This is a genomic window from Nocardia sp. X0981 (assembly GCF_977089955.1).
Window position 1 is genome coordinate 1,800,935 of sequence record NZ_OZ372435.1, and the last position, 19,681, is coordinate 1,820,615.

18 protein-coding genes are annotated in these 19,681 nt (G+C 67.9%); 11 read left to right on the forward strand and 7 right to left on the reverse strand.

All coding sequences use genetic code 11. The features are described from left to right. Positions 1-97 precede the first annotated feature (97 nt). From carD to ACYR7D_RS07980, 6 genes are all read left to right on the forward strand, one after another. Entirely contained in the window at positions 98-586 is a 489-nt protein-coding gene (gene carD / locus ACYR7D_RS07955) for an RNA polymerase-binding transcription factor CarD (RefSeq protein ID WP_011206964.1), read from the forward strand. A gap of 2 nt (positions 587-588) precedes the next feature. Continuing rightward, entirely contained in the window at positions 589-1,302 is a 714-nt protein-coding gene (ispD, locus tag ACYR7D_RS07960; protein WP_459548969.1) for a 2-C-methyl-D-erythritol 4-phosphate cytidylyltransferase, read from the forward strand. Continuing rightward, a complete protein-coding gene (gene ispF, locus ACYR7D_RS07965; protein WP_459550080.1) occupies positions 1,299-1,808 on the forward strand; it encodes a 2-C-methyl-D-erythritol 2,4-cyclodiphosphate synthase in 510 nt (169 codons plus the stop codon). The genes ispD and ispF overlap by 4 nt, the downstream gene beginning before the upstream one ends. A gap of 203 nt (positions 1,809-2,011) precedes the next feature. Then, on the forward strand, positions 2,012-3,421 hold the full coding sequence (gene cysS / locus ACYR7D_RS07970) for a cysteine--tRNA ligase (protein WP_459548970.1): 1,410 nt from the start codon (positions 2,012-2,014) through the stop codon (positions 3,419-3,421). After that, complete coding sequence (rlmB, locus tag ACYR7D_RS07975; protein ID WP_459548971.1) at positions 3,421-4,392, forward strand: 23S rRNA (guanosine(2251)-2'-O)-methyltransferase RlmB; 972 nt, start codon at positions 3,421-3,423, stop codon at positions 4,390-4,392. The genes cysS and rlmB overlap by 1 nt, the downstream gene beginning before the upstream one ends. Positions 4,393-4,552: 160 nt before the next feature. Continuing rightward, positions 4,553-4,828, forward strand: a complete 276-nt coding sequence (locus tag ACYR7D_RS07980; protein ID WP_459548972.1) for a DUF4190 domain-containing protein — start codon at positions 4,553-4,555, stop codon at positions 4,826-4,828. 9 nt (positions 4,829-4,837) lie between these two features. Here ACYR7D_RS07980 and ACYR7D_RS07985 read toward each other — a convergent pair whose 3' ends face one another. From ACYR7D_RS07985 to kstR, 7 genes are all read right to left on the reverse strand, one after another. After that, positions 4,838-5,647, reverse strand: a complete 810-nt coding sequence (locus ACYR7D_RS07985) for an enoyl-CoA hydratase/isomerase family protein (protein ID WP_459548973.1) — start codon at positions 5,645-5,647, stop codon at positions 4,838-4,840. 277 nt (positions 5,648-5,924) lie between these two features. Beyond that, on the reverse strand, positions 5,925-7,094 hold the full coding sequence (locus ACYR7D_RS07990; protein WP_459548974.1) for an acyl-CoA dehydrogenase family protein: 1,170 nt from the start codon (positions 7,092-7,094) through the stop codon (positions 5,925-5,927). Between the two features lie 131 nt (positions 7,095-7,225). Next, positions 7,226-8,092 (reverse strand): metal ABC transporter permease, encoded by an 867-nt coding sequence (locus ACYR7D_RS07995; RefSeq protein ID WP_459548975.1) that lies wholly within the window; start codon positions 8,090-8,092, stop codon positions 7,226-7,228. Beyond that, positions 8,093-9,028 carry a metal ABC transporter ATP-binding protein gene (locus ACYR7D_RS08000; protein WP_459550081.1) on the reverse strand — a complete coding sequence of 312 codons (936 nt, stop codon included), beginning with the start codon at positions 9,026-9,028 and terminating at the stop codon, positions 8,093-8,095. Positions 9,029-9,185: 157 nt separating this feature from the next. Continuing rightward, positions 9,186-10,076: a metal ABC transporter solute-binding protein, Zn/Mn family gene (locus tag ACYR7D_RS08005; protein ID WP_459548976.1), complete on the reverse strand. Its 891-nt coding sequence runs from the start codon at positions 10,074-10,076 to the stop codon at positions 9,186-9,188. Between the two features lie 128 nt (positions 10,077-10,204). After that, on the reverse strand, positions 10,205-12,757 hold the full coding sequence (gene otsB / locus ACYR7D_RS08010) for a trehalose-phosphatase (protein ID WP_459548977.1): 2,553 nt from the start codon (positions 12,755-12,757) through the stop codon (positions 10,205-10,207). A gap of 101 nt (positions 12,758-12,858) precedes the next feature. Beyond that, on the reverse strand, positions 12,859-13,509 hold the full coding sequence (gene kstR, locus ACYR7D_RS08015; protein WP_459548978.1) for a cholesterol catabolism transcriptional regulator KstR: 651 nt from the start codon (positions 13,507-13,509) through the stop codon (positions 12,859-12,861). A gap of 140 nt (positions 13,510-13,649) precedes the next feature. Here kstR and ACYR7D_RS08020 point away from each other — a divergent pair, with 140 nt between their 5' ends. From ACYR7D_RS08020 to ACYR7D_RS08040, 5 genes are all read left to right on the forward strand, one after another. Then, positions 13,650-15,821, forward strand: a complete 2,172-nt coding sequence (locus ACYR7D_RS08020) for an acyl-CoA dehydrogenase family protein (protein WP_459548979.1) — start codon at positions 13,650-13,652, stop codon at positions 15,819-15,821. Between the two features lie 26 nt (positions 15,822-15,847). Further along, the gene (locus ACYR7D_RS08025) at positions 15,848-16,906 is read left to right on the forward strand and encodes an acyl-CoA dehydrogenase family protein (protein ID WP_459548980.1); all 1,059 of its coding nucleotides are present in this window, start codon (positions 15,848-15,850) and stop codon (positions 16,904-16,906) included. Continuing rightward, positions 16,897-18,066, forward strand: coding sequence for an acyl-CoA dehydrogenase family protein (locus tag ACYR7D_RS08030; protein WP_459548981.1), 1,170 nt, complete (start codon positions 16,897-16,899; stop codon positions 18,064-18,066). Before ACYR7D_RS08025 ends, ACYR7D_RS08030 begins: the two co-directional genes overlap by 10 nt. A gap of 183 nt (positions 18,067-18,249) precedes the next feature. Further along, positions 18,250-19,224, forward strand: a complete 975-nt coding sequence (locus ACYR7D_RS08035; RefSeq protein WP_459548982.1) for a bifunctional MaoC family dehydratase N-terminal/OB-fold nucleic acid binding domain-containing protein — start codon at positions 18,250-18,252, stop codon at positions 19,222-19,224. Continuing rightward, positions 19,221-19,646: a MaoC family dehydratase gene (locus tag ACYR7D_RS08040; RefSeq protein WP_459548983.1), complete on the forward strand. Its 426-nt coding sequence runs from the start codon at positions 19,221-19,223 to the stop codon at positions 19,644-19,646. Before ACYR7D_RS08035 ends, ACYR7D_RS08040 begins: the two co-directional genes overlap by 4 nt. Positions 19,647-19,681: the final 35 nt, after the last annotated feature.

Below are 19,681 nucleotides of genomic sequence, written 5' to 3' on the forward strand. Positions count from 1 at the left end.
CCCAGTACCTGGTCGTTGTGGCCCTGACCTGCGCAGTTGATCGCGCCGTTATCGAGTCGCGTGTTAAACTGTGAACATCGAAAGGGGCACGGGACACATGATTTTTAAGGTCGGAGATACCGTCGTTTATCCCCATCATGGGGCGGCTTTGATCGAAGCTATCGAGACCCGCACCATCAAGGGTGAGCAGAAAGAGTATCTGGTCCTGAAGGTCGCACAGGGTGACCTCACTGTTCGGGTTCCCGCGGAAAACGCGGAATATGTCGGCGTGCGCGATGTCGTGGGCCAGGAAGGTCTGGATCGGGTCTTCCAGGTGCTGCGTGCACCGCATACGGAGGAGCCCACCAACTGGTCCCGTCGTTACAAGGCCAACTTGGAGAAGCTCGCCTCCGGCGATGTGAACAAGGTGGCCGAGGTCGTTCGCGACCTGTGGCGCCGGGAACAGGATCGCGGCCTGTCCGCGGGTGAGAAGCGGATGCTGGCCAAGGCTCGGCAGATCCTCGTCGGCGAGCTCGCGCTCGCCGAGGGCACCGATGACGGCAAGGCCGAGACGTTGCTCGACGAGGTTCTCGCCGCGGCGTCCTGACCGTGCACGAATCAGACGGTTCCGGCCGTACCGCCGGTTCTGTCACCGCGTTGGTTCCTGCCGCCGGTCGTGGCGTGCGTCTGGGCGCAACCGAGCCCAAGGCGTTCGTCCCGATCGGCGGCACACCCATGCTCGGGCTGGCGGTCGGCGGATTGATCGCCTCCGGGGTTGTCGACGAGGTCATAGTTATGGTGCCCACCGAACTCGTCGAGAACACCGCGGCTCTCCTACCGCCCGCGGCGCCTGTCCGCGTGGTGCCCGGCGGTGCCGAACGCACCGACTCGGTCCGTGCGGGGCTCGCCGCTGCCGGGGATTGCGCGTACTTCCTGGTCCACGATGCCGCGCGGGCGCTCACCCCGCCGGCCCTCATAGCTCGCGTAGTGGCCGAGCTCCGGGCGGGTCACCCTGCCGTGGTGCCCGCGCTGCCGGTGGTCGACACGATCAAAGCGGTCGACGCCGCGGGAACCGTCACGGGAACACCGGATCGGGCCGCACTGCGCGCGGTCCAGACCCCGCAGGGTTTCTCCGCGGAGGTGCTGCGCCGGGCCTATACGCGCCCGGAACTCGCCACCGATGATGCCGGCCTGGTCGAGCGGCTCGGTATCGCGGTGCGCACCGTCGCCGGTGATCCTCTCGCTTTCAAGATCACGACACCGCTGGATCTGCGGCTCGCCGAAGCCGTATTCGATGGGCGGTCGGTGGTGAGCCCGTGCTGAACCCGCGTGTGGGGATAGGCACCGATGTGCATCCCATCGAAGCCGGGCGTCCCTGCTGGATGGCCGGTCTGCTGTTCGACGGCGACGACGGCTGCGCGGGACATTCCGACGGCGATGTCGCCGTGCACGCGCTCTGCGACGCGCTGCTGTCCGCGGCCGGGCTCGGCGATGTGGGCTCGGTGTTCGGCACCGGACGTCCCGAATGGGCGGGTGTGTCCGGGGCCGCCATGCTGAAAGAAGTGCGCCGGTTACTGGACGAGGCCGGATACGCGGTGGTCAATGCCGCCGTCCAGGTCATCGGCAATCGGCCTCGGATAGGGCCGCGGCGGGCGGAGGCCCAGCGGGTGCTCGGTGACCTCCTCGACGCGCCGGTGTCGGTTTCCGGTACCACCAGCGACGGACTGGGCTTGACCGGCCGCGGGGAGGGTATCGCCGCGGTGGCCACCGCCCTGCTGCACTGTCCCGGGCGGCCGAGCGCAGAGCCCCCCGCCGGTAGCGGAGCGTGACCGGCGCATAGGGCCGGCGGAGCCGCCTATTTCAGTACAGTGGCCGAATACGGAGCCGATCGCCACGGGCTCGGTTCGGCCGCGTTTCCCGGAGGCCGGCTGCCACAGCCGACTGCTCGATCGACGAGCACTCCCGCTACCCTGCCCATATCCCCACCGCACCCTCGAGTGCGACCCATACACGAAACTAGGACCCCACTACCGTGACGCTGCGCCTGTTCGACACCGAGAAAAGGACCCTGCGTGATTTCACGCCGCTGGTACCCGGCCATGCCTCGGTGTACCTGTGTGGCGCCACCGTGCAGGGTCTACCGCATATCGGTCATGTCCGCAGTGGAGTCGCCTTCGATATCCTGCGGCGCTGGCTGACCGCCGCCAACGGGCTCGATGTGGCCTTCATCCGCAATGTCACCGATATCGAGGACAAGATCCTCGCCAAGGCGGCGGCCGCCGGACGGCCCTGGTGGGAATGGGCCGCGACCCACGAACGCGCCTTCGACGAAGCCTATCGGCAGCTCGGGGTGCTGCCCCCGTCGGCGGAACCGCGTGCCACCGGGCATATCACCCAGATGGTCGAATTGATGCAGCGGCTGATCAACCGGGGGCATGCCTATGCTTCCGCGGGCAATGTGTATTTCGATGTGCGCAGCTATCCGGACTACGGACACCTTTCCGGTCACCGGCTGGAGGATGTGCACCAGGGTGAGAGTGCCGGTCTCGGCAAACGCGACCCTCGCGATTTCACGCTGTGGAAGGCGGCGAAACCGGGTGAACCCACATGGCCCTCGCCCTGGGGGCCGGGCCGCCCGGGCTGGCATCTGGAATGCTCGGCCATGGCCGCGTTCTATCTCGGCCCGGAATTCGATATCCATTGCGGTGGTATGGATCTGGTTTTCCCGCACCACGAGAACGAAATCGCTCAATCCAAGGCGGCCGGTGACGGTTTCGCCCGGTACTGGCTGCACAACGGCTGGGTGACCATGGGCGGCGAGAAGATGTCGAAATCGCTCGGCAATGTGCTGTCCATTCCGAATGTGCTGAAATCCGTGCGGCCGGTCGAATTGCGTTTCTATCTGGGCAGCGCCCACTACCGGTCGATGCTGGAATACTCCGATAAAGCGCTCGCGGATGCCGCGCAGTCCTATCAGCGGATCGAGGCGTTCGTACACCGGGTCGCCGAACGCGGCGGAGATATCCCGATGGGCAAATGGACCGACGGCTTCGCCGCGGCGCTGGACGACGACCTCGGTGTCCCGAAAGCGCTCGCCGAAATCCATCACGGCGTGCACGAGGGCAACCGTGCCCTGGACGCGGGCGTACTCGATACCGCCCGCGCCCATGCGAGCCAGGTCCGGGCCATGCTCGACGTGCTGGGTGTGGACCCGCTCGATCCGCATTGGCGCCGCTCCACCGATCATTCGGCGGCCGACGCGGCGTTGGATGTCCTGGTCGGTGCCGAACTGGAGCGCCGGCAGCAGGCCCGGGCCGCGAAGGACTGGGCCACCGCCGACGCCGTCCGCGATCGCCTGCAGGCGGCCGGGATAGAAGTAACCGATACCCCCAACGGCGCCGAATGGTCGCTGGGCACACCTACCCCTGGAAAGGCGGGCTGATGGCCGGCAACTCACAGCGTCGCGGAGCGATCCGTAAAGGCGGCACGAAGAAGGGGGCGGTCGTCGGGTCCGGCGGCCAGCGGCGGCGCGGTCTGGAAGGTCGCGGGCCCACACCACCGGCGGAGATGCGTACGAAACATCCGGCCGCGCGCCGTGCCGCGGCGAAAGCCAAAGCCACGCAGAGCAATTCGCCGAACCGTGGCGGCCGGCCGGCCGGACGGCGCGCCGACGACGGTCCCGAGCTGGTATTGGGTCGTAACCCCGTGGTGGAATGCCTGCGTGCCGGGGTTCCGGCGACGGCGCTCTACGTCGCGGTGGGCACCGAGAACGACGAGCGGCTCACCGAAAGCGTGCGGACGGCCGCCGATACCGGGATCTCCATTCTCGAGGTGCCGCGCACCGATCTGGACCGGATGAGCAACAACGGTCTGCACCAGGGGCTGGCACTGCAGGTACCGCCCTACCGGTACGCACACCCCGACGATCTGCTCACCCGGGCCCGGGAATCGGCGGCGCCGGCGTTGCTGGTCGCGCTGGACAATATCTCCGATCCACGCAACCTGGGTGCTGTGGTGCGCTCGGTCGCCGCGTTCGGCGGCCACGGTGTGGTCATCCCGCAGCGCCGCAGCGCCAGCGTGACGGCGGTGGCCTGGCGTACGAGCGCGGGCGCGGCGGCCCGGTTGCCGGTCGCCCGGGCCACGAATCTCACCCGCACCCTGAAGGATTGGGCTGCCAAAGGCGTTCAGGTGGTAGGCCTGGACGCCGGCGGCGACACCTCCCTGGACGATTTCGACGGTACCGGGCCGACCGTGATCGTGGTCGGGTCGGAGGGCAAGGGTCTGTCGCGGCTGGTCCGCGAAACCTGCGATACCATCCTGAACATTCCCATGGCCGGTCCCGTCGAATCGTTGAATGCCTCCGTCGCGGCCGGTGTGGTGCTGGCCGAGACGGCGCGGCAACGGCGCGGCTGAGACGTCCCCACAACCCACACCACGAAAAGCCGGAGCCGCCACACAGGGCAGGGGGCGACGGCAGCCGGTCAGCGTGTCGGGCAACGGTCAGAGGCCGGTTCGGCGGTGAATCCTTTCCTGCCGGACCGCAAAACCGGCACCACACCGTAGAATTCGACATGTGGTGATACCCAACGTGCCCATCGGTAAGCCGGTCGAGCACCCGCATGCGACGGCGGTGCTCTTTCTCGGCGCGCTCAGTGTGCTGTGTTGCGGGCTGGCCGGGCCGGTGGCTTGGGCGCTGGGTAAACGCGCTCTCGATCAGATCGAGGAAGCCGGCGGCGGATACGGTGGCCGCACCCAGGTGGTGGTCGGCTACACCCTCGGCGTCATCGGCACCATCCTGATGATCCTGATGGCGCTGCTGTTCACCCTGGTGTGGTTCAGCGGCGGCTGATGAGCCCGCTCAGCCCAGGCTCTGCTGCCCGGACCATTTCGCCCGCGCCCAGTTCGGCCATTCGTCGTTGATCGAACCCGCCCAGTTCGGTTGACGGCGTTCCCGGAAAGCCGCCATCGCCTCACCCGCGTCACGGCCGTCGGCGATATGGGAGTTCAGTTCCGTCTCCAACTGCCGCACCGTACCCGGCTCCAGGCCGATACCCTCCCAGAGCAGTCGCTTCGAGAGCGCGGCGCTCAGGGGAGCGGACCCGTTGGCGATATCGTGCGCTACCGCCAGCGCTGTCGGCAGCACTTCCGCGGCCGGCAGGCAGGCATTGGCCAGCCCCATCGCTTTGGCTTCGTCGCCGTCGAACGTGCGGCCGGTGAGCAGGATATCGGCCGCGTTGGCCAGCCCGGCCAGCCGCGGCAGCGTCCAGTGCACATAGCCGTCTGCGAGAACGCCGCGGCGGACCTGGCTCAACGCATACACCGCGTCATCGGCCATATACCGCAGATCGCATTGCAACGCGAGCGCCAGCCCGGCCCCCACCGCATGCCCGTTGACCGCCGCGATAACCGGTTTACGCAGCCGGAACGGCGGCGGATCGATACTCGCGCTGACTTCCCCCACCCGGTCGGACAGATCCGCGCCCGCGCAGAACGCCGGCGGAGTGCCGGTGATCACCACGACCCGGATCGCGTCTTCGGTATCGCAGCGCCTCAACGCGGCACTCAGGGCTTCGGTCATCGCGGGATCGAAAGCGTTCTGCTTGGCCGGGCGATTCAGGGTGAGGACGGCGATGCCCGCTGAGACATCGACGAGCAGTTCCGGACTCATGACCAGGAATGGTAGCTGTGTTCATCGGCGGCGCGGGGTTGAGCCCTTTCGCAGTCGTGCTCGGGCACTCGGGACTCGCGCCTTCGGCGCATGCGCTTCGAGTGCCCGAGCACGACGCGGGCTCGACCCTTTGTGAGCCTCGTAAGACTCGGCGCTGTGTGGTTGCCTCGGATGCGGACCCCTTGTTTCCGAGTCCGGAGCTACCGAACTACGGATTAGGGGGTCCGTCCGCCCACTCACCTCGCGAGCCGGCCCACCTATGACCGGCGCGCCTGAATCACCGCAGGACTTTGCGGCTGATGGCGTACTTGTGTACCTCAGTGGGGCCGTCGTAGAGCCGGAAGGGGCGCATATCGCGGAAGATCATTTCCACGACCGTCTCGTCGCTGACGCCGATCCCGCCGAGGATCTGGACGCAGCGGTCGGCGACCTTGAACAGTTCCTCCGAGACGAACGATTTCGCCATCGAGCTCTCGTGCCGGGCTTTTTCTCCCTGGTCCATCAGCCAGCAGGCATGCCAGATCGTGAGGCGGCACTGGTGCAGGGCGATCTCGTTATCGGCGATCATGAAGGAGACGCCCTGGTGTTCGCCGATGGGTTTACCGAAGGCGGTGCGGGTTTTGGCGTGTTCCACGGCGATGCTCTGGGCGCGTTCTGCCGCACCGAGCCAGCGCATGCAGTGGGTGAGCCGGGCCGGGGCCAGGCGCAGCTGGGCGTAACGGAAGGCCTGGCCGGCTTCACCGAGTAGAGCGGAGGCGGGCAGGGTGAGGTCGTCGAAGCGGACCACGCAGTGCCCGGCCACGTAATTGCGGTCCATGGTGTTCATGGTGCGTTCGATGACGATGCCCGGCTGGTCGCCGTCGGTGAGGAACAGGGTGGGACCGGCCGGGAGGTGCGGGTTCTCGGCGAGCTGGGCCATGATGATCCAGGTTTTGGCCCCGTTTGCGCCGGTGATCAGCCATTTGCGGCCTCGGATGGTGAAGTTCTCGCCGTCGAAGGTGGCGGTGGTGGTGAGCTGGCCTGGGTCGGAGCCGGCACCGTCGGGTTCGGTCATGGCGAAGACCGAGCGCTGGTGCCCGTCGATCACCGGTCGCAGATAGCGTTCGGTCTGCTCCGGGTTCGCGATCTTGGAGAGCAGGAACATATTGCCCTCGTCCGGTGCGGCGCAGTTCATGGCGACCGGACCCAGGGTGGACCAACCGGCGGCCTCGTAGAGGACGGCCTGTTCGATATGGGTCAGGCCACGGCCGCCGAGCTCGACGGGGGCTTGGATGGTGAGCAGTTTTTCGGCACGGGCGAGTTCGACGAGCTCCTGGCGGAGCTCGTCGGTGGGACCGTGTGAGGTGAGGCGGGGGTCACGCTCGTACGGCACGATCTTCTCGGCGACGAAGCGGCGGATGCGGTCTCGTTCGGCGGCCAGGTCGGCGGGAATCGTGAAGTCGATCATGGGGTGCCCTTCGTTCCGGAAGCGTCGCGATGAGCATACGAAACCCATCCCCACAGACTGAAGGCACCTGCCCGCAAAACCTCTCCGTAGGGTCACCCCCGAACCCGCACCGCCGGGAGGCGGGGCCGGAACTACCGCACCCGGGCGAACTGCCGCTGCCGGGCGCCGACCACCCGGCAGACCAGGTAGATCACGAACGAGATCGTGGTGACGAAGGTGGAGACCGGCGCACCCGGAGCCAGTGACAGCAGGATTCCGCCCACCGCAGATATCTCCGCGAATACCACCGCGAGCACCGTGCCGCGTACCGGGTCGGCGGTCAGTTGCGCAGCGGCCGCGGCGGGAGTGATCAGCAGTGCGAGTACCAGCAGAGCGCCGACGATCTGGACGCCGAACGCCGCGGTGATACCGAGCATCACCGCGAACAGGATCGACAGGGCTCGCACCGGTACCCCGCGGGCCACCGCGACTTCGGGGTCGGTACTGGCGAAAAGCAGCGGGCGGTAGACGACGGCGAGAACCGCGAGTACCGCTGCCGTGCAGGTGGCCAGCAGGGTGAGCCCCCCGAATCCCACACTGACGACCTGACCGGTGAGCAGCGAGAATTTCGAACCGGCGCGCTCCGGCCCGAGCCACAGGAACAGTACCGAGAGACCGAGGCCGAACGAGAGCACCACCGCGATCACCGAATCGCGTTCCCTGGCCCGGGTGCCGAGTACGCCGAACAGTACGGCCGCGACCACCGATCCGGCGATGGCGCCGAGCCCGACCCCGGCACCCACCAGCAGCGCGGCGGCGGCGCCGGTCAACGAGAGCTCACTGGTGCTGTGCACCGCGAACGACATCTGCCGGCTGATGATCAGGGGCCCGATCGCGCCGGCGAGTAGGCCGAGCAGGGCCGCCGCGAGTACGGCCTGCTGGACGAAGTCGTACCCGAGCAGGTCGACGGTGGTCCGCAGATCGAACATCTCGGTCAGCACATCGGAAAGCTTGTCCATTCAGCTATGCGCCTGTTCCGTTCGCTGGGGGAGGTCCGCCGGGGTGGGAGTGTGCGGGGTGCCGGGCTCCCCGTGGCAGTGGGCGCCCGCGGCGCCGAGCGCGTCCATGGTGTCGCCGGTGCCCACCACCACCAGCCGGCCCCGCACCCGTAATACATCGACTTCGGTCCGGTACAGCTCGGACAGGACCGCCGAGGTCATCACCTCGTCCGGGGTGCCGATCCGGAATTCGCCGTTGACCAGGTACAGCACTCGGTCCACCAGCGGCAGGATCGGGTTGATCTCGTGGGTGACGAACAGCACCGCGGTCCCGTGTTCGCGGCGGCGGGCGTCGATGAGGCCGGAGACCAGATGCTGGCTGGCCAGATCCAGGCTGAGCAGGGGTTCGTCGCACAGCAGTACCGAGGGGTCGCCGACGAGTGCCTGTGCCACCCGTAACCGCTGCTGCTCACCGCCGGACATACTTTCCAGCGGTGCGTTCGCGAATGCCTGGGCGCCGACCGCCGCGACAGCGGCGGCGACTTTCCGGCGCCGTTCGGCCCGGCCGCGCAGGCCCAGCCCCCAGCGGTGTCCGTCGACACCGAGACCGACGAGGTCGGTTCCGCGTAACTGCACACCGGCGTCGATGGTGCGTTGCTGCGGTATGTAACCGATATCCGGGTGCCCGGCGCGCGGCGCCGCCCCAGCGATCCGAGCGCTGCCGGAGGTCAGGCCGAGCTGGCCGAGCAGTACCCGCAGCAGCGAGGTCTTTCCGGAACCGTTGGGGCCGAGAACGGCGATGAATTCGCCGCGGCCCACGCTCAGGTCCAGTTCCCGCCAGAGGGTGCGATCGCCGAAGGCGAGGGTCGCGGAGGTGAGCTGCACGATCGGGTCGCAGGGGCCGGTACGGGGTGCGGGATCCGGATGTTCTTGCTGTTCACGATCCTTTTCCGCCATGGGGGATGCCGGGCGGGCGTCGTTGCCGGCCGGAGCGGGAGCGTCATGGGCGCGCACGTTCGTCATCGGCGATTCGCTCCCTCCGGCCGGAGCGGTGCGTTGCCCGCCGTCGTCGCTGTGCTCATCGCATCCATCCGTTCGTCGCTGTCGGCAACCGTCAGGCGACGGCCTTTGCCAGTGCCTCGGCGTTCTGGGTCTGCCACGCTATGAAATCGAGCCCCGATGGCAAGGTTTCGGTCACCTCGACCACTGGAATATCCGCCGCCTCGGCCGCGGCGCGCAGCCCTTGGCCGACCTTGTCCTCGGTCTGGACGTTGTAGATCAGTACGCGTACCTGCTTGTTCGTGAGCAGATCGCGCGTGGCTGCCACCGCCGCGGGCGCCGGATCGGTCTCCTGCTCGATGGCCTCCTGGTAGTCGCGAGGCGTCCGGTCGACGGTACCCGCGTCTTGCAACAGGTAGTACGCCAGCGGTTCGGTTTGCAGTACCGGTACGCCGGGGTGGTCGGCGGCGATCCGGTCGATACGTGCGCTCACCTGACCGATCCGGTCGGTGAACCGGGCCGCCCGGTCGGTGTATGCGTCGGCGTGCCCGGGATCGATCTCGGCGAGTGCGGCGCCGATGCGTTCGGCGACCGCCGCCACGGTTTCCATGTCGTACCAGACGTGTTCATTGCTGTCGCCGGCGATCTCCGGGTCTCGCGCGGTGACCGCCTCGACCGTGCGTTTGTCCCGGCCCTCGATCGCCTTCGCGATGAACTCGTCGTAGTGGCCGCCGTTGTACACGACCAGATCGGCATCGCTGAGCTGTGCGGATTCCACGGCCGAGGTTTCGTGCGAATGGGGGTCCGCGGCCGGGTCGGAGATGATCGCCGAAACTTCGGCGTCGGGTCCGGCGATCGTGGCGGCGATATCGGCCCATACATTGGTGGAGGCGATCACCGAGGGCTTGCCGGAATCGGTTCCGCCACCGCCGCAGGCGGTGGCAGCCGCGGCGGTGGCCACCCCTATGGCGAGGATCAGAGCGCTACGGGCGGATTTCAATGACACGGCCAACCTACCAAAGTTAATGGAAATCGTTTCCGTTTTACTTTAGCAGGGCGAATCATCGCCTCTGGACCAACCGACCGGTACAGAAAGGGTGGACTCCGCTTCTCCCAGCGGGCCCACCCTTTCTCTCACGCTCCGAGCAACTGCGCACACCGCAGCAGGCCCAGGTGACTGTAGGCCTGCGGATGGTTGCCCAGCGACCGTTCGGCGACCGGATCGTATTCCTCGCTGAGCAGCCCCGTCGGCCCCGCCACATCCACCAGCTGAGCGAACAGCGCTTCGGCGTCCGAGCGCTTACCGATCAGCAGATACGCCTCCACCAGCCAGGCGGCGCACAGATGGAAACCACCCTCACCGCCGGGCAGGCCGTCGTCGTGGTGGTAGCGGTACACCGTGGACCCGCTGCGCAGCTCGGCTTCGGTGGCCACCACCGTGGCGGCGAACCGCGGATCGGCGGGGTCGATCAGCCCGCTGAGACCGATGTGCAGGGTGGCCGCGTCGAGATCGGTGCCGTCATAGGCGGCGGTATAGGACTGGACCTCTTCGTTCCAGCCCTTGGTCTTGACCTCTTCGGCGATGGTCTCCCGCAGCGGCGCCCAGGCGGTGTCGATCGGCCGGTCGAATTTCTCCGCCAGGGTGAGGGCCCGGTCCACCGTGAGCCAGCCCATCACCTTCGAGTACACGTGGTGACGGGGGTTGCCGCGGATCTCCCAGATACCGTGATCGGGTTCGGTCCAGCGCCGCTGTACCGCCGAGACCATGGCGTGCACGAGCTCCCAGTCGGCGTCGGGGAGCACCTTGCGCGGGTCGGTGATGCCCTGCTTCTCCCGCGCGTGGGCCAGATTGGTGATCAGATCCACGATCGGGCCGAAAACGTCCAGCTGCACCTGCATGTTCGCGGCATTGCCCACGCGGACCGGACGCGATCCGGCGTAGCCGGGCAGCTGGTCGATCACCGCCTCCGGCGGCAGGGTCTCGCCGTAGATGGTGTACAGCGGATGCAGCCGCTCGGGGCCGGGCAGGGTCTCCAGGACGCGGTGTACCCAGTCCAGATACTGTTCGGCCTCCAAGAGCGAGCCCAGCGAGACCAGGGCGCTCGCGGTGAGCGCGGCGTCACGCAGCCAGCAGTAGCGGTAATCCCAGTTGCGCACCCCGCCGATATCTTCCGGCAGCGAGGTGGTGGCCGCCGCCAGGATGGACCCCGAGGGGGCGTGCACCAGCCCGCGCAGGGTGAGCGCGGACCGTTTCATCAGATCCGGTTTGAGCGTGGGCAGGTCCAGGGTTTTCGCCCATTCCTGCCAGTACAGTTCGGCGATTCGCCGGCGTTCGGGCTCGCTGGTTTCGGAGAGGGCCAGATCATTTGTGCCGCAGCGCAATTCCAGCACCACGGGGCCCTGAGAGGGATCCACCACGGCGGTGGCCGAATCGTGTACCCCGTCGCTGTGGATCTGCCATTCGACCCCGGGAGAGCGCAGTACCACCGGGTCGTTGGTGCCCCAGACGCGCAATCCGTCGCGTTCCACCTGGATGGACACCGGAACCTGGCCGAATTCCGGCCGGGGTGCGAAGGTTACCTCGGCGGGGGCGCTTCCGGTGATCACGCGGGTGAGGTCGGTCCGGTCGGGATCCACATCATGCGGAAGGTAGTCGGTGACCTGCAGTTTCGCCCATCGGGTCTCGACTGTCATGGTGCTGTCGACATACCGCTGTGACAGCGGCAGGCCGGGACGTTGCGGGCAGATCGAGAAATGCCCGGCGCCCAGACCGCCGAGGAGGTGCGCGAAGATCGCGGCCGAATCCGGTTCGGGGTGGCAGAGCCAGGTGACGGTGGCGTCGGGGGTGACCAGTGCCACCGAGCGGGGGCTGGCGAGCATGGTCAGCCGCTCGATCCGCGGAGCGCTGGCGCCGGCCAGCCAGGTGCGTCGCTCCTCGAGCAGGAAGGCCAGCGCGTGGGATACCGCCTCGGTGCTGTCCACCCGGTATTTGGCCAGGGATTCGCCCTCGCCGACCTTGATCCCGATATCCGGGCCCGCCAGCACCCGGAACGCTTTCTCGTCGGTGACGTCGTCGCCGAAGAACACCGCCGCCGACGCGCTCTCCTGATGCCGGACGGTACTGAGGGCCGATCCCTTGTCCGTGGGTACCACGGCCAGCTCGATAACGGCTTTGCCCTCGGTGACCTGGACGCCCACCCAGCAGGCCGGGCCCTGACGGGCCTGCTGGAGCGCGCGGCGCCCGATTTCGGGGGAGGCGTTGCGCACATGCAGTGCGACGCTGGCGGGTTTGGTTTCCACCGTGACCCCGGGATGTTCCGCGGCGATCGCGTTCAGCGCCGTGACCACCTCGCGCAGCAGCTGCTTGGCGTCGTTGTCGATGGCATGTACGAAGCCGACATCGAATTCGGAACCGTGGCTGCCGATCAGCTGTACTTCGACCGGGAGGCGCGACAGCGCGGCCAGGTCACGCAGCGCGCGGCCGGAGATGACGGCCGCGGTGGTGCCGGAAAGTCCGGCAAGCGCGCGTAGCGCCCGCACGGATTCCCCGTGCGGGTACGCCTTGGCCGGATCGGCGACGATGGGCGCGATGGTCCCGTCGTAGTCCGAGGCGACCAGTAGCCGAGGCACGCGCGCAACCGTCGACAGTGCTCGGCGGAGTTCGAGTGGCAGATCCTGTGCGCTCACACATCCAACCTAATGATCGGAGTTTTCGTTAAGAGGGGGCGCGCATGACAATACTGTGTCGAGAGCCCTTGTCCGATTCGGCGGGGAGTGTGTGCGGTTACCTACTGCTCCGAGCGTTTGCCGAGTAGTAGATCAACGGTCAGTTCGAGCCGTTCGGACACATCGGTGGCGGAGGCGCGGCGAGTGAGCCAGGCCACCAGATTCGACAACCAGACGTCGCTGATGACGCGGGCGATGGCGAGCTGCCGGTCGGTGGGTTCGCCGTCGTTCATGGCCCGGGCGAAGACCCGGTCCATCACTTTTCCGACCCGGTCCACCTCGGCGGCGGCCGAGGCGTCGGCGAACATGAACGCGCGTGTCATGGCCTCGGTGAGCAAGGGGTCGCGCTGCATCATCCGGGTGATCTGGGCGAGCAGCGTATGCATCCGCTCCTCCGGTGACTGACCGGCCAGCGGTTTGCGCTTGCTCTCGAATTGCTCGAACTCCCGGGCGAGGGCGGAAACCAGGAGATGAACCTTCGAGGGGAAGTACCGGTAGAGGGTGCCCACGGCGACATCGGCGCGTTCGGCGACGGCCCGCATCTGTACCGCGTCGTAGCCGCCTTTGGAGGCCAGCGCCAGGGTGGCATCCAGGATCCGCTTGCGTCGCTCGCGCTGCGCGGCGGAGCTCAGCTCGTCCTCCCGCAGCGTGGTGACGGGGGCGGCGGTCGCCGCGCCCGAATCGCCGGGCTGGGAACGGGAGGGGCTGGCCATGGAGTGGAGTCCTTTCCGTGACATCGATCGTTTCGCGGCGCGTGCGGTAGTGGAGTAGACGCGTGTCTTGACTTCCGCCCACCGTGGATATTAGAACATGTTCTAGGTGTGGGAGTCACGCCGGAAAGGCGGTATGGACTGTGACCATCGCCACCACTGACGAGCATAAAGCCGTTCAACAGTCGATGAGCGGATGGGCAGCAGCGGCGCAACCGATTGCAACAATGCGGGCCGACGCCACCGATTTCTGGCGGACGTATTGGGCAACACTGACCGAGCTCGGAATCTTCCACGTCGCGGTCGACGAGGAAGCGGGCGGCGCGGGCGGATCGGTCGCCGATCTGGCCGTATTCATCGAACAGGCGGCGCACGACCTGGTGGGCGGCCCGGTACTGAGCACCGCGGTCGCCGCACTGGTGACCGCGGGTGCCCTACCCGAGGACCAGCCGTGCGGGGTCGCGCTGGACACCGTCGCACCGAGTGACGAACCCGCCGCCGGACCGGCCGTTCCGATACTGGAACCCGGCGACGGCACCCGATTGCTGAGCGGCAGCTGGGAATCGGTACTCGGCGCCGCGCCCGGAACATCGGTGCTGCTGCCGGTGGACACCGCCGGCGGCCGGCGCTGGTGCCTGCTCGAACCCGATGCCGCCGGACTGCACCTCGAACCACTGGACCCGCTCGACCTGACCACGCCCCTGGCCCGGGTGCGCTGCGACGGGGTCCGCGTGCCTCCGGAAGCGGTGTTCGCCCCCGGCTACGCCGTAGAAGACCTGGTGGTGGCGCTGGCCGTGGCCGAACTCGCGGGGGTGACGGGCTGGTGCCTGTCCACCGCCGTCGAGTACGCCAAAGTACGTGAGCAGTTCGGTCGCAAGATCGGAACGTTCCAGGCCGTCAAACACATCTGCGCGTGGATGCTGTGCCGCACCGAGCTGGTGCGCTCCGTGGCCGCCGATGCCGCGGCCGCCATGGATTCCGGCGGCACCGAGCTTCCCATCGCGGCGGCGATCGCCGCGGCCATCGCCCTGGACGCCGCGGTGGAAACCGCCAAGGACTGTATCCAGGTACTCGGCGGTATCGGTTTCACCTGGGAACACGATGCCCACCTCTACCTGCGCCGGGCGGTGGCCCTGAGCCGGTTGCTCGGTGGCGGCGGATACTGGCGGGCTCGGGTCACCGAGCTGACCCGAGCGGGCCGGCGCCGCACCACCGGGGCCGACCGGATACTCGCCGACGCGGCGGCCGATACCGGCGCGGTGACCGGTGAACTGGCCGCCGAGGTGGCCCGGATCGCCGCGCTGCCGGCCGGGGACCAGCGCATCGAGCTGGCCGAGGCCGGGCTGATCATGCCGCACTGGCCCGAGCCCTACGGCCGGGCCGCCGATCCGATGACCGGCCTGGTCATCTCGGAGGAACTCCGTCGTGCCGGGCTGTCCGTGCCCGATCTCACCATCGGCGGCTGGGCGGTCCCGACCCTGCTGCAGCACGGCACACCCGAACAGATCGAACGTTTCGCCTGGCCCACGCTGCGCGGCGAGGTGGTGTGGTGCCAGCTGTTCAGCGAACCGGGAGCCGGCTCGGATCTGGCGGCGCTGCGCACCACGGCCGAACGTACCGACGGTGGCTGGATCCTGCGTGGCCAGAAGGTGTGGACCTCGCTGGCCGAAGAGGCGAACTGGGCCATCTGCCTGGCCCGCACCGACCCGGCCGCACCGAAGCACAAGGGCATCAGTTATTTCCTGGTCGATATGCGCAGCGCGGGAATCGATATCCGCCCGCTGGTACAGATCACCGGTGAGGCCCGCTTCAGCGAAGTCTTCCTGGACGGGGTTTTCGTACCCGACGAATGCGTGGTGGGCGAACTGGGCAACGGCTGGAAGATCGCCCGCTCCACGCTGTCGGCCGAACGGGTCGCCATGAGCGGCAACGGGATCGGCCCGGCACTCGAGGAACTCATCGCCAAGCTGCCCGCGACCGGCCGGGGCTCGGAACTGATCAACGATCGGCTGGGCGGTTTCGTCGCCGAGGCCATCGCCGGGCTGCTGCTGGAACAGCGCGCGGCGGTGCGCATCCTCGCCGGAGCCGATCCGGGCGCGCAGAGCAGTGTGCGCAAACTCGTGGGAGTGCGGCATCGCCAGGCGGTGGCCGAGTTCGCCGTGCAGGTGGCCGGTCCCGCTGGTGCGCGGGCCACCGCCGAAACGTCGGAATTCCTGCTCACCCGCTGCCTGTCGATCGCGGGCGGAACCGAGCAGATCCTGTTGACCGTGGCCGCCGAGCGGATTCTGGGACTACCCCGCGACGCGGCCGGCTAGTTCGTGCGACGACTGGAGAACAGAACGTGGACTTCACCCGAGACGAGGCCCAGGACGCGGTGGCCGAGGTCGTCGTCGGACTACTGGAGCGAGAGTCGGCGCGCGACGCCGGACTGTGGCCGAAACTGGTCGCTTCCGGTCTGCTGTCGGTGGCGCTACCGGAGCGCTTCGGCGGCGACGATATGGGCATCGACGCGGTATCGGTGCTGCTGACCGAGCTGGCCACCGATGCCGTCGCCGCGCCCGCGCTGCCGACCCTGGGCTTCGGGGTACTGCCGCTGCTGGGGGCGCTGCCCGAGGAGGTGGCGGCGGAAGTTTTCCCGGCCGTGGCCGAGGGTGCCGTGCTCACCGCCGCGATCAGCGAAACCGGCGCTCCACTCACCACCGAACCCGCGACCACAGCGAAGGTCTCCGGCGACACCGTGCGGGTCACCGGCTACAAGGTGGCCGTACCCTGCGCCGACCGGGCGCGGTGGATACTGGTCTCCACGGACTCCGGTGTGGTGCTGGTGGATTCCTCCGCCGCGGGTCTCACGATCTCACCCTCGCCGGTGTCGGGTGAGCTACCCGAATTCTCGGTATCGCTGGACGAGGTGGCGGTACCCGCCGACCGGCTGCTCCCGGACGCTGGTCCGCGGCTGCACCGATTCGCGCTGGCCGCCATCGGGGCGGCGGCCGACGGCCTGCTCTCCGGCGCGGTGAAACTCACCGCCGCCCACGTGGGTACGCGACACCAGTTCAACCGGCCCCTCGCGGAATTCCAGGCGGTGGCCCAGCAGATCGCCGATCTCTACGTGGTGTCGCGCACCCTGCACGTCGCGGCCGTCTCGGCGAGCTGGGCACTCGGACAGGATGATTCGAGCCCGGAACGGCAGCGGCGAATCGACGAGGACCTGAACGTCCTCGCCTACACTGTGGCCGCGGAACTGCCGCGTGCCATGCAGCAATGTCACCACCTGCACGGCGGTATCGGAGTAGATGTCACCCACTCCATGCACCGCTACTACTCACAGTCCAAGGACCTCGCCCGCTGGCTGGGCGGCGCCGCGCTGCGGCTCGAACGATTGGGGGCAGGGTGTTCATAGATCTGACCAGCGAACAACGCGAACTACGCGACGACCTACGCGCCTATTTCGCCGACCTCGTGACCCCGGAGGAGTCCGCCGAGATGGCGGTCAACCGGCACGGCGACGCCTACCGGGCGGTGGTGCGCCGGATGGGCCGCGACGGCTGGCTGGGCGTCGGCTGGCCGAAGGAGTACGGGGGCCAGGGCTTCGGCCCGGTCGAACAGCAGATCTTCTACAACGAGGCCTCCCGCGCGGACGTCCCGCTGCCGCTGGTCACCCTGTTGACCGTCGGCCCGACACTGCAGCGGTTCGGTACGAGTGAGCAGAAGGAGAAATTCCTGCCCGGAATCCTCGCCGGCGATATCCACTTCGCCATCGGGTATTCCGAGCCGGAAGCCGGCACCGACCTGGCCGCACTGCGGACCAGCGCGGTCAAGGACGAGTCGGGTGACTGGATCGTCAACGGGCAGAAGATCTTCACCACCGGCGCGCACGAAGCCGACTACATCTGGCTGGCGTGCCGGACCGGCTCGGTGGAGTCTCGTCATCGTGGAATCACCATCCTGATCGCCGATACCCGGGATCCGGGTTACTCGTGGACCCCCATCATCACCGCCGACGGCGCCCACCACACCAACGCCACCTACTTCGACGGTGTCCGGGTTCCGGCGAATATGCTGGTCGGGGAGGAGAACAAGGGCTGGCGGCTGATCACCACACAGCTCAATCACGAGCGGGTGAGCCTGGGTCCCTCCGGCAAGATCGAACAGCTCTACGACCGGGTCCGGGAATGGGCCCGCCCGCGGGGCGTCCTCGACGAACCCGCCGCGCGGCAGTCGCTGGGCCGCATCTTCGCCATGACCCGGCTCAACGAACTGCTGAACTGGCAGGTGGCGGCCACCGCGGACGATCCGGATATCGATCAGTCGCAGGTCATCGCGGACGCCTCGGCCACCAAGATCTTCTCCACCGAATCACTGCAGGAGGCGGGCCGGCTGGCGGAAGAGATCGTCGGACGCTTCGGCGACCCCGCCGACCCGGCGACCGCGGAACTGCTGACCTGGCTGGACCGGCGGACCAAACAGAACGTGGTGGTGACCTTCGGTGGAGGTGTCAACGAGGTGATGCGCGAACTCGTCGCCTCCGCGGGCCTGAAGCTACCGCGGGTACCGCGTTAGTGCGGTCCTCCGCCTTCGCTCCGGCGTCCGCGTCCACAGGTGAGGTGTCCGTTCACCGGTGGCCGGTCGGTGTGGGCCTCGTGCGGTCCTTCGCCTTCGCTCCGGCGTCCGCGTTCACAGGCGAGGTGTCCGGTTGTCGGTGGGCGGTTGGTGTGGGCCTCGTGCGGTCCTCCGCCTTCGTGCATGTCGGCGGGTCGTCAACACAGTAAGGAGAAGCGCGTGCCGGATATCGGGACTCCGGAAGAGATCATCGCCGCGGCGGAGAAGATCAAGGCGGCCGGTGCCAGCGCGCCCCGACCCGGTCGTGATCCGGTGAACCAGCCGATGATCAACAACTGGGTGGAGGCGATCGGCGATACCAACCCGGTGTACGTCGACGAGGCGGCCGCCGAGGCCGCCGGGTTCGGCGGGATCGTCGCGCCCCCGGCCATGGCCCAGGTATGGACCATGCTCGGGCTGGGCGGGCGCCGCCCGGCCGACGATCCGATGGAAGCTACCAACGCCCTGCTCGATTCCGCGGGTTACACCTCGGTGGTGGGTACCAACTGCGAGCAGATCTACCACCGCTACCTGCGCCCCGGCGAAGAAGTGAGCATCACCAGCGCGCTCGACGATATCGCCGGCCCCAAACGCACCGGCTTGGGCGAGGGCTTCTTCCTGACCTACCGCACCAGCTGGTACGTGGGCGATGAGCTCGTCACCGAAATGCTCTTCCGTATCCTGAAATTCGCCCCTGGTACCGGCGCCCCGGCGAAACCTTCCGTGGCCGACCGGGTACGCCCGCTGGTGTCCCACGACACCGAGTTCTTCTGGGAGGGTACGAAAGCCGGCGAGCTGCGGATCCAGAAACTGCCCGACGGCACGCTGCGCCACCCGCCGATCCCGGCCATCTGGCAGGACAAGACCGAACCGGTCGACTATGTGGTGGCCTCGGGCGAAGGCACGGTGTTCAGCTACGTCGTGCACCACGCGCCGAAGGTGCCCGGACGGGAGCTGCCGTTCGTGGTCGCGCTGGTGGAACTGGCGGAGGGAGTGCGGATGCTGGGCGAGCTGCGCGGTATCGAACCCGAGGAGGTCGAGGTGGGACTGCCGGTCGTAGCCGGATTCGAGAAGCTGGACGACGATACGGTACTGCCGTTCTGGAAGGTGAGCGCATGACCGCCGTATTCGACCGCTCGGCGGTCCGCGTGGGGACCGAACTTCCGGAGCTGTCCATCCACGCCGACCCCACCTTCGTGATCAGCACCGCGCTGGCCACCCGGGATTTCCAGGATGTGCACCACGACCGCGACAAGGCGGTCGAGCGTGGCTCCAAGGACATCTTCGTCAATATCCTGACCGATACCGGGTTGGTGCAGCGGTTCGTCACCGACTGGTCGGGGCCGGCGACCGTGGTGAAATCCATCGCGTTGCGGCTGGGCGTACCGCTGTACGCCTACGACACCCTGACCCTCACCGGGAAGGTCACCGCGCTGGAGGGGGAGGACATCCACCTCGAGGTCGTGGGGAAGGACAGCTTGGGCGATCACATCGTCGCGAAGGTCGTCGTCGCCGTCGGGCAGCCGGGGGCCGGGGCGTGAGCACTGCAGGCGGAGCGAGGGCCGGTGTGGCCCGC

Bases quoted from the DNA above. Each gene is read 5' to 3' on its own strand.
- carD (WP_011206964.1), top strand. From the start codon at position 98: ATGATTTTTAAGGTCGGAGATACCGTCGTTTATCCCCATCATGGGGCG.
- rlmB (WP_459548971.1), top strand. From the start codon at position 3,421: ATGGCCGGCAACTCACAGCGTCGCGGAGCGATCCGTAAAGGCGGCACG.
- ACYR7D_RS07985 (WP_459548973.1), bottom strand. From the start codon at position 5,647: ATGAGTCCGGAACTGCTCGTCGATGTCTCAGCGGGCATCGCCGTCCTC.
- ACYR7D_RS07990 (WP_459548974.1), bottom strand. From the start codon at position 7,094: ATGATCGACTTCACGATTCCCGCCGACCTGGCCGCCGAACGAGACCGC.
- ACYR7D_RS07995 (WP_459548975.1), bottom strand. From the start codon at position 8,092: ATGGACAAGCTTTCCGATGTGCTGACCGAGATGTTCGATCTGCGGACC.
- ACYR7D_RS08000 (WP_459550081.1), bottom strand. From the start codon at position 9,028: ATGGCGGAAAAGGATCGTGAACAGCAAGAACATCCGGATCCCGCACCC.
- kstR (WP_459548978.1), bottom strand. From the start codon at position 13,509: ATGGCCAGCCCCTCCCGTTCCCAGCCCGGCGATTCGGGCGCGGCGACC.
- ACYR7D_RS08035 (WP_459548982.1), top strand. From the start codon at position 18,250: ATGTCGGCGGGTCGTCAACACAGTAAGGAGAAGCGCGTGCCGGATATC.
- ACYR7D_RS08040 (WP_459548983.1), top strand. From the start codon at position 19,221: ATGACCGCCGTATTCGACCGCTCGGCGGTCCGCGTGGGGACCGAACTT.